Below are 11,757 nucleotides of genomic sequence, written 5' to 3'. Positions count from 1 at the left end.
CCTGGTCGACTGGCGCATCCCGAACGGTTGTGGATGCACTGGTCACCCGCGTTCGCTCCGCGTCCGGCGACACGGATCGTGTCCGTGGTCCGGGGACGCGGGGGCGGATTTCCTCACGCCCGCGGGTGCCGCGTCCGGCCTGGGCGGTCCGATGCCCCACACGATCGCTCCGGTCGTGTGGGGCGGTGCCGTCCGTCGCCGGATACGGTGCCCGAGAGCGCGTCGCCCGATCGCGACGCTCGCTGCGTCGTGTCGGGTGGTCTTCCTGGTCTTGCTGGTGAGGGGCTTTTGCCAGTGCTCGGCGCCCCAGCGGGAGGTGTAGGCGGGGTCGACGACGACGATGGTGATGCCGAGTTCGGCGGCCATGGACACGAGCCGTGCCCGCAGTCTGGCGACGGGCATGCCGGAGATCAGCTTGCGGAACCGCTTGCGGCGGCCGTGCTTCTCCCGCGTCTTCTCCGCGCCGAAGTCCAGGTCCTCGATCGCGAGGGAGACGCCTTCGCGCCGTGCCCAGTGAAGGAGGCGGGTGAGGGCGTGCCTCACCCGGGCGTCGCGGTAGGTGGCCGGCCCGTCGAGGCCGTAGAGGAATCGGCGGGGCTCACCCGTCGGGTTGCCGTGCTCGTCCAGACGCCACGCTGCGAAGTGGTCGGCGTTGGTGTCCACACCGATGAGCCCGTTCGCCCTGGCCAGGGCCAGGGGAACGGTCTGGACCGGGGGGATCGTCCACGACGCGGTGAGGTACCAGCGGCCCCGGTCCACGTCCAGGTGGATGCGGTGGGCGACGGCACGGTTCGCCGATACGCGGTCGGCCCACTCCTTGCCGCGGTGCCGGAAATCGATCCGGCCGTCGAGCACGTACCGGCCGCGCGGGGCGTTGGCCAGGTGCGCCAGCGGAGCCGGAAGCTTGATGCTGACCTCGCCGTCGGGGCCCACGCGGATGGTCTCGTTCCCGAAACGCTTGCCCGACTCCCCGTCTGCCTGGAGGAACCAGCGTTCGGCCTGCCAGCGCCTGCGCCACTCGTACTCGGTGAGCTGGGCGGCTTCCAGATGGTGCCGGCCTCGAGCCAGTCGCTGCCCGCCCCGCACCACGTGCACGACACCGGCCCCGCGATCGGACCGCTCGCGCTCCAGCCGGTCTTCCAGCACCTGCAGGCGCCGGGTCTTTTGGAACCACTCCTGCTGTGTGCGGTAGCCGCCCGGCGCCCGCTTCGTGCCCTTCTCCCGACCGGCTGGGACAGGCGGTGCGCGATCGTGCGCACCCCGGCCTCAAGGTTGTGGATGTGGGCGAGCTGGGCACGGCGCGCCAGGCCCCACTGGTCGTGGGTGGCCTTCGTGATGCTCCCGGCCCAGCGGGAGGACGACTCCTCGGTCAGGGCCCGCTTGCGCTCCGCCCACTGGCCGCTGTCGTGATCGGTACCCGCCCGGCAACGGGCCCTGAGGTCGGAACAGGCCAGCGAGCCCAGGTGTGCGCCCACCAGGGGCAGCACCTCACGGTCCCGCTGGGACATGCCTTTGATGCTGGTGCGGATCGCTACCCCGGACGGGCCCGGCGCAACGAACGGCGCCTCGATCGCGCGCAGTGCGGAGTCAGCCATGCTCGGCGGCCTCCAAAGCCCTGCGGGCACGGTTCTTCGCCGACCGGCGACCGTACAGGCGGGCACAGAACGAGGTCAGCACCTCCGCCATGTCGCGCACCAGGTCGTCTTCGGCCTCGCCGTCATCGAGGACCACGAGGCGGCGCCCCTGTGCGGACAGGGCGGCTTCGACGAGTTCGGTGTTCATCCGGCCCAGCCGGTCCTTGTGCTCGACCACCACCGTGGTCACGTTCGGATCGGCCAGCAGCCGCCTGGCTTTGGGGCGGGCACCGTTCGTACCGGATGCGATCTCCGCCTCCACGCGCACCACCCGGTGGCCGGCCTGCGCCGCCCACCGGGACAGCCGGGCGACCTGCCGTTCCAGGTCGGTCTTCTGCTCATGGGAGGAGACACGGGCATACAGGCCCAGCCCGCCGATCGCCCCGGGCGCGGCGTTGACCCCCACGTTCACGAGGATCGTGCGCGGGCCGACCCGCTGAGCCGGTACCGGCAGCGTCCCCTCGCGGAACCAGCGATACGCGGTCTGCGGATGCACGCCCTGCGTCTTCGCCCATTCCGTGAGATTCATGCTCTGACAACGACACTCACTCACACATGGTTACGCTCACTTACCCGACTTTGAAGACCAGCAGTTGAAGACCCCTGCGCAGCGGCGAGGGGGACCGGCCGCGGCCGTTCGTCGTCCGCCGGGTCACCGCAGGACGGAGGCCGGTCAGTTCCGGCAGCCGCATGCCGCCACGGTCGCGCCACTCGTCCTGCCGGTGCCGGAGGGCTTGACCGCGCGCACGAGGGCGGAGTGCATCCCGTCGGCGACCCGGTGGGTCGGGGTGATCTCGACGTCCGTGAAGCCGGCGGCCTCCAGACCGGTGCGGTACTCGGTGAAGGACAGGGCGCCGGCGATGCAGCCGACGTGGTCGCCGCGCTCGGCGCGCTGTCCGGGGGTGAGCGCGTCGTCGGCGACGACGTCCGACACGCCGATCCGCCCGCCCGGCCTCAGCACGCGGAAGGTCTCGGCGAAGACGGCCGGCTTGTCGACGGACAGGTTGATCACGCAGTTGGAGATCACGACGTCGATGGTGTTCGCGGGCAGCGGGACGGCCTCGATGGTGCCCTTGAGGAACTCCACGTTCGCCGCGCCCGCCTTCCGCGCGTTGGACAGGGCCAGGGCGAGCATCTCCTCGGTCATGTCCAGCCCGTACGCCTTCCCCGTCGGCCCGACACGGCGGGCGGAGAGCAGGACGTCGATGCCGCCGCCGGAGCCGAGGTCGAGGACGCGCTCGCCCTCCCGGAGTTCCGCCACGGCGGTCGGGTTGCCGCAGCCGAGAGAGGCGGCGACGGCCTCGGCGGGCAGGGTGTCGCGCTCGTCGGTGGCGTAGAGGGCGGAGCCGAAGTTCTCGCCGATCTCCATGGGCTGCGGCTCGCAACAGGCGGTGCCGCCCTCGGTGACCTTCACGGCCGCGGCGGCGTACCGCTGCCGGACGGTTTCGCGCAGGTCGGTGGACTCGTCGTTCATGGCTGCACTCCCGGGTGAGGGGGCATGGCAAAGCCCCGGAACGGCTTGTATTGACGTTCGTTGATGCAACCTTGCGCCCTGATTTGAAAAACGTCAACATAGAGGCATGTCGAAACAAGAGCTTGAGGTGATCGGCCAGGGCGCTGCTTGCTGCCCGGGCCTGGCCGCCGCGCCACTGGACGGCGAACGCGCCACGGAGCTGGCAAGAGTCTTCAAGGCTCTGGGGGACCCGGTCCGCCTGCGGCTGCTGTCGATGATCGCCTCCCGTGAGGGCGGCGAGGTGTGCGTGTGCGAGATGACGCCCGCGTTCGAGCTGTCCCAGCCGACGATCTCCCACCACCTCAAGCTCCTGCGCCAGGCCGGTCTCATCGACTGCGAGCGTCGTGGCACGTGGGTGTACTACTGGGTGCTTCCCGGGGCTCTCGACCGTCTCGCCGTGTTCCTGAGGACACCGACGGCCGCGGAGACGCACGCGTGAGCGCCTCCCTGGGGCGGCGCGCCCTGGCCGAGGCCGTCGGGTCGGCGGCGCTGGTCGCGGTGGTGGTCGGCTCGGGCATCCAGGCCACCGGACTGTCGCGGGACGCCGGCGTGCACCTGCTCGCCAACTCACTGGCCACTGTCTTCGGCCTCGGCGCGCTCATCGCGCTGCTCGGGCCCGTCTCCGGCGCCCACTTCAACCCGGTCGTCACGCTCGCGGCCTGGATCACCGGCCGCCGTGCCGACGACGGGCTCACCGCACGCGACGTGGCCGCGTACGTCCCTGCTCAGATCGTGGGAGCGGCAGCGGGTGCGGTCCTGGCCGACGCCATGTTCGGCGAACCGCTGGTGCGGTGGTCGACGCACGACCGCTCGGCCGGCCACCTGTTGCTGGGCGAGGCCGTGGCCACCGCCGGTCTGGTGCTCCTGGTCCTCGGTCTGTCCCGAGCCGGCCGTGCCCCCATCGCTCCGGTCGCGGTGGCGTCGTACATCGGGGCGGCGTACTGGTTCACGTCCTCGACCTCGTTCGCGAACCCGGCGGTGACGATCGGCAGGGCGTTCACGGACACGTTCGCCGGCATCGCGCCCGGCTCGGTCGCCCCGTTCCTCGCGGCACAGCTGTTCGGTGCGGCAGTGGGACTGGCGCTCGTGGCCGCGCTCTTCGGCCGCCCGGCACCCGCACGGACCGATGCCCCGGTTGTTCGATGCGAGCCCGAAGCCGCCGCCACCCCCCTGCCCTGACCCACCGCCCAGGAAGACACCACCGTGAACACCCCCGCCACCGACCGGCCCTCCGTCCTCTTCGTCTGCGTCCACAACGCCGGCCGCTCCCAGATGGCCGCGGCGTTCCTCACCCACCTCGCCGGTGACTCCGTCGAGGTCCGCTCCGCCGGTTCGGCTCCCGCCGACGCCGTCAACCCGGCGGCCGTGCAGGCGATGCGCGAGATCGGCATCGACATCTCTGCCGAGACCCCGAAGATCCTGACCACCGATGCCGTCCGGGCATCCGACGTCGTGATCACCACGGGGTGCGGCGACGCATGCCCCGTCTTCCCCGGCAAGACGTACCTGGACTGGGAGTTGGACGACCCCGCCGGACAGGGCGTCGACGACGTACGCCCCATCCGCGACGAGATCGAGGACCGCGTCCGCGGCCTGCTCGCCGACCTCGGCGTGGAGCCCCGCGCATGACGGCCGTCACCACGGTCGGTGACGCGACGCCGCCCTCGTCGGACGCCGCGGTCCGGCTGTCGAACAGCCGCACACGTCCCGCCACACGGGGCGCCCACGAGCCGAGTCGGCGCTTGTCATCACCCGTGAGGGATCGGGTGGCAGCGGGTCGGGGTTCGGGGTGGTGCCGTTCGGCGTGGCCGGGAGGACGGCGGCGGAGGCGTGCGCCCGGGCACCCCGGGTGACCGGCGGCTGACTCCCGCGCGAGCGCCGTCGCGGACGCGTCCGCTCCCCGGCAAGGTCCAACCCCAGGCCGCTGACTTGGGCGAATGTCCGTATCGCGGCGCTTCGGGGCTGGGTCGCGTTCACCGTGACGCTCCGCTGTTCCCCGCTCGGTGCGGTGCGCTTGTGGTGCGGCGGTGGATCGCCCCCTTCGGACCGGAGCCCGCGGGTGACTGCGTGGCTGGTGCAGGGCGGCACGGCCACTCGCTCTTGCTCGCCATTCACTTTGCATGACAAAGTAGATGGCGAGCAAGAGCGAGTGGCGGCACGCTTCCCCGTGCTGCCGAAGCGCGACCACAAGGGGGCATCGTGGGAACACCGTCACTGAGCGGTGCGGAATACGGGCCGGGGACGCACGCGGCCGGCCTGTTGGCGGCGGCGGAAGGCCTGCGGGCCAGAACCCGCGCGCAGATGAACGGCTCGTGGGTCTCCCTCCTGGGTTTCGGCCTTCTCGCCCTGGCAGCCGTTCCGGTTGCCCGGTACGCCTTCAACTTCGGAGCCCACGGCCGCTACATAGGGTCCTATCCGGCCTTCGCCTACGCCGAGCTGACCGGCCTGTGCGTGGTCCACGAACCGGGAACCCCCTGTCTGGAGGGCGAGTTCGACGGCGCCGTCCTGCGTTTCGCGGCCTGGGGCGTGTGGTTCGCGCTGCTCCCCCTGGCCTGGTTCGTCTTCGCCCGCTGGTACCGCCTGCGCGGCGAGGCCCGGGGTGTCGTCCCCCGCCGCGGCGTGTGGGTCCGCACGACCGCCCTGGCCACCGCGGTGATCACGACGGCCCTGTCGGCCCTGCTGTTCGCCAGGGAGCAGCCGTGGGAGGCAGCGGTGCTGGAGAACAGCTACGCCTCCCCGTGGTACCTGGTCGGCATCGGACTGCTCGCCCTCGGCGTGGCCGAACGCAGCTGGATCGCCGCGGCCGCCGGCACCGCTCACGCCCTGCTGCTCACCGGCTACCTCGGGGCCTCCTGGGGCAGCGGATGGCTCCCCTGGCACCACCCCGCCCACCCCGGCTGGACCGACGGACCGCAGGCCAAGGCGCTCCTGCTCGCCGCCCTCCTGCTCCTCGCCGGCCTGGCCGAGTGGGCCGTGGCCCGCCATCGGGCCACGTCCGGCGCCGCCGGTGCGGGTACGGTCGCCTCATGAGAGACGAGGACTCGACCGCCGCGGGGGAGGAACAGGAAGCCCTCCATCCGACCCGGTCGCTGGACGACACCGTCCACCAGCGCGTGCGGCTCGGCATCCTCACCGTCGCCCGGGAGGCCGACCGGGTCGAGTTCGGCTTCCTGAAGAAGCAACTGGCCGTCACCGACGGAAACCTCTCCCGGCACCTGAAGGTGCTGGAGGAATCGGGACTGATCACCCTGGAGAAGGGATACGCCGGCCGGCGCCCCCGAACCTGGATCGCCCTCACCCGCGACGGCGCGCAGGCACTGGACGCCGAACTCCGTGCCCTGCGCGCACTGGTAATCCGTCTGGAAACCTCCGCCCCGCGCCCGGCCCACCCGGCGCATGACCACCGTCTCGGGAATCCGGCCGAAGGGACGTAGCCGCATGCCGTGGGCGGGGACGTGGGGACACGTCGAGTCGACGTCGGGCGTGGACGTCAGGGGTGGACCTCAGGCGGGCCGGGGCACGATGCTCAGCGCCCGGTAGTCGTACCCGTCCTGCTGGAAGCCGGGGGCTTCCCACCGGAGGTCCACCCGCTGTCCCGGCGACAGCGTGTGGACTCCCCTCATCTGGATGTGGGAGTAGTGGCCCCAACACCCGCCGGGGGTCTCGGGTGAGTCGAGCACGCCCCACCCTTCCTCCTCGTGCCACTCGCGGACAGTCGCCATCACCATGGGCGGAACCTTACGGGTTCCCTCGCGCGGGTGTCAGTCGCGGGAGTTGCCGAACAGCAGGCGGTAGCCGACGAGCAGGATCAGCGAGCCGGCGATCGCCGCGCCCCAGGTGTAGAGGTCGAAGAAGTGCTTCTCCACCGGACGGTCGAGGAAGCGGGCGGAGAGCCAGCCGCCGACGAACGCGCCGGCGATGCCGATGAGTGTCGTGCCGATCAGGCCGCCCGGGTCGCGGCCGGGCAGCAGGATCTTGGCGATGGCTCCGGCGAGCAGGCCGAGGATGATCCAGCCGATGATGCCCACGTTGTTGTCCTCCGGTCGGGTCGGGCCCGGGGGAGTCCACCGGGCGCCGGTTTCATGGATTGCCTGATTGCGCAAGCTTATGGACAGTTCCGGAAGCCGGCGAGGGCCGCCGGCAACCACCGTTGATCCGTTGATGTTTCGTCACTCGCTCAGGACATTGCGCAACCCGGGAACCGGACGGGACCAGGGGCGCGTTGGTCACGGTGATCACGGGAAGCGGAAGCAGCTGCGGAGGACGTGCATGAGTGTGCCCCTGACCAAGGGCGGCAACGTGTCGCTGGGCAAACAGGCCCCGGGCCTGACCGCGGTGACGGTCGGGCTGGGCTGGCAGGCGGACGGCGGCTGTGACCTGGACGCCGGCGCGCTGCTGTGCGACCGGGCCGGGAAGGTGCTGTCCGACGCGCACTTCGTCTTCTTCAACAACCCGTGCAGCCCCGACGGCTCGGTCCGTCACTCGGGCGGCGGCCCCGTCGGCGGAGACGACCAGCAGGTCCACGTCGACCTCGCCAGGGTCCCCGCGGAGGTCGTGAAGATCGTCTTCCCGTTGTCCCTCTACGAGGGCGAGGCCCGCGGCCAGAGCTTCGGCCACGTGCACCGCGCCCACCTCCGCGTCCTCGACCAGGAGTCGGGCGCCGAACTGGCCCGCTACGACCTCGCGTCCGGCGGCCTGTCGGACGAGACCGCGCTGGTGCTCGGCGAGCTGTACCGGCACGGTGCGGAGTGGAAGTTCCGTGCGGTCGGCCAGGGTTATGCCTCCGGTCTCGCGGGCATCGCCACCGACTACGGCGTGGACGTCCTGCGTGGGACGGAGCCGAGCCCGGCCCCCGTCACCTCGCCGCGGGCGAGCACCAGTACCTACGCGCCGCCCGCCCCGGCGGTGCCGACGCCGACCGTCGTCTCCTCTCCCGCGCCGACGTTCGCCACACCACCGCACCCCCCGGGGAGCCCCTCCGTGACGTGCTTCTTCGACTCCGACCACGGTCCCGGCACGACGACCGTGACGTGGTCCCCGCAGTGGGGCGTGCCCCGGCCGATCCAGGCGTGCGGTGGCTGTGCGCAACGGGTGCAGACCACGCCGCCGCCGTTCTACACACCGCCCCAGCAGGGATATCCACAGCCCGCGCCGCAGGGTTACCCGCCGCAGGGCTATCCCCAGCAGGGCTATCCCCAGCAGGGCTATCCGCACCAGGGATATCCCCAGCCGGCGTACGGGCAGCCGTACGCGGACCACCACGACCATCACGACCACCACCAGCAGGGAGGCGGGCGCCGCTTCGGCACCGGCGCGCTCATCGGTGCCGGTGCGGCCGGCCTGGTCGGCGGCGCGCTGCTGAACGAGGCGTTCGACGACGACGAGCCGGAAGTGGTCGTCAACAACTACTACGAGGACTGACCGGTCGATCCCCTCGTGCCCGGCCGCCGGTGGGGACGGCCGGGTCCCCTGGCGGCGAAGGCACGCCGAGGTCGCGCACCTACACTGAGTGGACGCGTGCGCGGCGGCTGTCATGTGGGAGGGACGGGAGAGGGCTGTGTCGGAGAATGCCGGTGGCTTCGAGGATCCGTCCGCCGAGGTTCTGGCGGAGGCGGCCGCGGCGTTCGGACTGCTCGCCTCGTCGGCCCGGCTGCACCTGATGTGGGCGTTGTCCCAGGGCGAGAGCGACGTCACGCACCTCGCCGACCGGGTGGGAGGCGCGCTGCCCGCGGTCAGCCAGCACCTGGCGAAGCTGAAGCTCGCCGGGCTCGTGCGCTCGCGCCGTGAGGGCAGACGGCAGGTCTACTACGTCGACGACCCCGACGTCGTCACGGTGGTGCGCGTGATGGTCGGACAGCTGACCGCACGCTCGCACCAGGCCTCCGCACCGGTGCGCCGGCTGCGCGGGACCGTTGGCTGAGACCACCGCGGCTTCGGGGCGGCACGCCGAGGCGTCCGGGCCCGTGGCCGTATCGGCGCCGGGCGGCGGCCGGGGCGTCGCCGCCGCGGGGCACCGTCCAGGACTCGCGGCGCCGTCCGTGCTGGAAGTGCTGCGCCGGCTCGACAGCGGCCCGCGGGGCCTGACGGAGGCGCAGGCCGCGGAGCGTCTGGTCCAGGCGGGCGCGAACACGGTTCCGGCCCAGCAGGCGGCCTCGTGGCCGCGGCTGTTCGTCCGCAGCCTGCGGGACCCCTTCACCGCGGTCCTGCTGTGCCTCGGAGTGGTGTCGACAGCCGTCCTCGCCTGGGGAACCGCCTCGGTGATCCTCCTCCTGGTCGTGGTGAGCTGCGTGCTGCGCGCGTCCGGCGAGCACCGGGCCGACCGGTCCATGGCCGGACTGCGCGAGCTGGTCGCCACCACCGCCACCGTGCTGCGCCGCGCGGACGACGAGGACACGGCCGCGGCGCCGACGGTCCGCGAGGTCCCCGTGGACGAGCTGGTTCCGGGCGACGTGGTCCGGCTCGGGCCGGGCGACCTGGTCCCCGCGGACGTACGTCTGCTGCGCGCGAGCGGCCTGACCGTGCACCAGGCCGCGCTGACGGGGGAGTCGGCCCCCGTCGCGAAGTGCGCGGACGACATCCCCCGCGGGGCCGGGGGCGGTGTCTTCGAGCAACCGCAGCTGTGCTTCCAGGGCAGCAGCGTCGCGTCCGGCAGCGCCACCGCGGTCGTCACCGCGACCGGCGCGCACACCCGGTTCGCCGCCGCCCACGGCCGGGTCCCCGGCCGGGCCGAGGCGAGCGCCTTCGACCGTTCCGTGCACGGCATCTCATGGATCCTGATCCGGTTCATGCTGCTCACCCCGCCGCTGGTCCTCATGGCCAACGCGGCGCTGCGCGGACGCGGCCTGGAGACGCTGCCGTTCGCCGTCGCGGTGGCGGTCGGGCTGACGCCGGAGATGCTGCCGGTCATCGTCACCACCTGTCTGGCCCGCGGGGCCTCGCTCCTGGCCCGTACGCACAGGGTGATCGTCAAGCGGCTGCCCGCGCTGCACGACGTCGGCGCCGTCGACGTCCTGTGCCTGGACAAGACCGGCACCCTCACCCAGGGCCGGCCGGTCGTCGACCGCGCTCTCGGCCCGGACGGCCGGGACGACCCCGAGGTCCTGCACTGGGCCGCCGTGAACGCCTGGTGGACCCTGCAGCTCGCCGACCTGCCGGCACCCGACGCCCTCGACGAGGCGCTGCTGGACGCGGCCGACGAGGACACGCTCATGGCGTACGACGGGACAGCGGCCGTCCCCTTCGATCCCCTCCGCCGCCTCGCCACCGCCGTCGTGCGCACGCCCGGACGTCTCGGCACGCACACCCTGGCCGTCAAGGGAGACGTCGAGGCCGTCCTGCGACGCTGCGCCCTGCCGGAGGACGACCGCGAACGGCTCCGCGCCCTCGCCGCCGGCCAGGCCGAAGGCGGCCTGCGCGTCCTGGCGGTCGCCACCGCCGAACGCCCGGCACGCGCCCGCGACTACACCCCGGCCGACGAACGCGGCCTCACCTTCCGCGGCCTGGTCACCCTGCGGGACGCGCTCGCGCCCACCGCCGCCGACGCGCTGGCCGTTCTCGACGACCGGGGCGTCACCGTCAAGATCCTCACCGGTGACCACCCGGGCACCGCCGCCCGCGCCTGTCGCGACCTCGGCATCCCCGTCGCCGGGGACGGGGTGCTCACCGCCGACCGCATCGACGGTCTCACCGACACCGACCTCGCCGGCCTGGCCCGCCGTACGACCGTGTTCGCCCGTTGCACCCCCGAGCACAAGGCCCGGATCACCCGGGTGCTGCGGACGGCCGGGCACACCGTGGGCTTCCTCGGCGACGGCGTCAACGACCTGCCCGCGCTGCGCGCCGCCGACGTCGGCATCGCCCCGCGCGACGCCGCCGACGTGGCCCGCGAGGGCGCCGACGTGGTGCTCGCCGAGAAGGACCTCACCGCGATCGCCCATGCCATCCACGCGGGCCGGCACGCGAGCGGCAACATCGCCACCTACCTGCGCATCACACTGTCCTCGAACCTCGGCAACGTCATCGCGATGCTGTCGGCGGGCCTGCTCCTGCCGTTCCTGCCGATGCTCCCGGCACAGGTCCTGGTGCAGAACCTGTGCTTCGACGCGGCCCAGCTCGCCTTCGCCTACGACCGCCCGCACCCCTCGGTGCTGCGCCGGCCGACCGTGCTGCGCCCACGCGACCTGCTGCGCTTCATCACCGCCTTCGGCGTCCTCAACGCCACCGCCGACCTCGCCACCTTCGGCGTCCTCGCGTTCTCCCTGTACGGTCCGGGGACCGGGGACGACGAGGCGGCGTTCCACTCCGGCTGGTTCACCGAGAACCTGATCACCCAGGCCCTGGTGATGCTGCTGCTGCGCGCCGGCCGCCACCGCGCCGAGGGCCACAAGCCGGGCCCGCTCACCTGGGCCGCGGCGATGCTGGCCGCCATCGGCCTGCTGCTGCCGCCCTCGCCCCTCGGGCCGTGGCTCGGTCTGACCGCGCTTCCGGCCGTGTACTACCTGCTGCTCACGGCCGTTCTCGTGCTCTACGCCGCCGGTCTCCTGGCGGCCAGGGTGCGTTACGAGCGGCGGCGTGCGCAGCGGGGGACCACCTGGTGAGGCACGGGCTCGC

At 72.6% G+C, this 11,757-nt stretch carries 12 protein-coding genes and 1 pseudogene; 8 read left to right on the top strand and 5 right to left on the bottom strand.

Annotated elements, in window-relative coordinates; translation table 11 throughout:
- From RH94_RS28545 to arsM, 3 genes and pseudogenes are all read right to left on the bottom strand, one after another.
- A pseudogene (locus tag RH94_RS28545) lies at window positions 1-1,595 on the bottom strand (IS200/IS605 family accessory protein TnpB-related protein); the annotation flags it as partial.
- Window positions 1,588-2,163, bottom strand: coding sequence for an IS607 family transposase (locus tag RH94_RS28540; RefSeq protein ID WP_073948455.1), 576 nt, complete (start codon window positions 2,161-2,163; stop codon window positions 1,588-1,590). The pseudogene RH94_RS28545 and the gene RH94_RS28540, both read right to left, overlap by 8 nt.
- A gap of 144 nt (window positions 2,164-2,307) precedes the next feature.
- The gene (gene arsM / locus RH94_RS28535; protein WP_073951220.1) at window positions 2,308-3,108 is read right to left on the bottom strand and encodes an arsenite methyltransferase; all 801 of its coding nucleotides are present in this window, start codon (window positions 3,106-3,108) and stop codon (window positions 2,308-2,310) included.
- 106 nt (window positions 3,109-3,214) lie between these two features.
- Here arsM and RH94_RS28530 point away from each other — a divergent pair, with 106 nt between their 5' ends.
- The 5 genes from RH94_RS28530 to RH94_RS28510 all read left to right on the top strand — a co-directional run bounded on the left by RH94_RS28530 (window position 3,215) and on the right by RH94_RS28510 (window position 6,581).
- Window positions 3,215-3,586: an ArsR/SmtB family transcription factor gene (locus RH94_RS28530; protein WP_073951219.1), complete on the top strand. Its 372-nt coding sequence runs from the start codon at window positions 3,215-3,217 to the stop codon at window positions 3,584-3,586.
- On the top strand, window positions 3,583-4,326 hold the full coding sequence (locus tag RH94_RS28525; protein ID WP_073951218.1) for an aquaporin: 744 nt from the start codon (window positions 3,583-3,585) through the stop codon (window positions 4,324-4,326). Before RH94_RS28530 ends, RH94_RS28525 begins: the two co-directional genes overlap by 4 nt.
- A 24-nt stretch (window positions 4,327-4,350) precedes the next feature.
- The gene (locus RH94_RS28520) at window positions 4,351-4,776 is read left to right on the top strand and encodes an arsenate reductase ArsC (RefSeq protein WP_073951217.1); all 426 of its coding nucleotides are present in this window, start codon (window positions 4,351-4,353) and stop codon (window positions 4,774-4,776) included.
- 570 nt (window positions 4,777-5,346) lie between these two features.
- Entirely contained in the window at window positions 5,347-6,177 is an 831-nt protein-coding gene (locus tag RH94_RS28515; protein ID WP_073951216.1) for a hypothetical protein, read from the top strand.
- Window positions 6,174-6,581 carry a transcriptional regulator gene (locus tag RH94_RS28510; protein WP_073951215.1) on the top strand — a complete coding sequence of 136 codons (408 nt, stop codon included), beginning with the start codon at window positions 6,174-6,176 and terminating at the stop codon, window positions 6,579-6,581. Before RH94_RS28515 ends, RH94_RS28510 begins: the two co-directional genes overlap by 4 nt.
- A gap of 69 nt (window positions 6,582-6,650) precedes the next feature.
- Here RH94_RS28510 and RH94_RS28505 read toward each other — a convergent pair whose 3' ends face one another.
- Both RH94_RS28505 and RH94_RS28500 read right to left on the bottom strand, forming a co-directional pair.
- Window positions 6,651-6,875, bottom strand: a complete 225-nt coding sequence (locus RH94_RS28505; protein ID WP_073951214.1) for a S1 domain-containing protein — start codon at window positions 6,873-6,875, stop codon at window positions 6,651-6,653.
- Window positions 6,876-6,908: 33 nt separating this feature from the next.
- On the bottom strand, window positions 6,909-7,175 hold the full coding sequence (locus RH94_RS28500) for a GlsB/YeaQ/YmgE family stress response membrane protein (RefSeq protein WP_073951213.1): 267 nt from the start codon (window positions 7,173-7,175) through the stop codon (window positions 6,909-6,911).
- A gap of 241 nt (window positions 7,176-7,416) precedes the next feature.
- Here RH94_RS28500 and RH94_RS46455 point away from each other — a divergent pair, with 241 nt between their 5' ends.
- From RH94_RS46455 to mgtA, 3 genes are all read left to right on the top strand, one after another.
- On the top strand, window positions 7,417-8,568 hold the full coding sequence (locus RH94_RS46455) for a TerD family protein (RefSeq protein ID WP_073951212.1): 1,152 nt from the start codon (window positions 7,417-7,419) through the stop codon (window positions 8,566-8,568).
- A 112-nt stretch (window positions 8,569-8,680) separates the two neighbouring features.
- Window positions 8,681-9,067: an ArsR/SmtB family transcription factor gene (locus RH94_RS28490; protein ID WP_388343976.1), complete on the top strand. Its 387-nt coding sequence runs from the start codon at window positions 8,681-8,683 to the stop codon at window positions 9,065-9,067.
- Entirely contained in the window at window positions 9,060-11,744 is a 2,685-nt protein-coding gene (mgtA, locus tag RH94_RS28485) for a magnesium-translocating P-type ATPase (protein ID WP_073951210.1), read from the top strand. The genes RH94_RS28490 and mgtA overlap by 8 nt, the downstream gene beginning before the upstream one ends.
- The last annotated feature ends 13 nt before the right edge of the window (window positions 11,745-11,757 follow it).

Origin of the sequence: Streptomyces kebangsaanensis (assembly GCF_001906585.1) — a bacterium.
Taxonomy (GTDB): Bacteria; Actinomycetota; Actinomycetes; order Streptomycetales; family Streptomycetaceae; genus Streptomyces; species Streptomyces kebangsaanensis.
The sequence above is the reverse complement of the archived record's forward strand: the minus strand, read 5'-3'. Positions and strand labels throughout refer to the sequence as shown.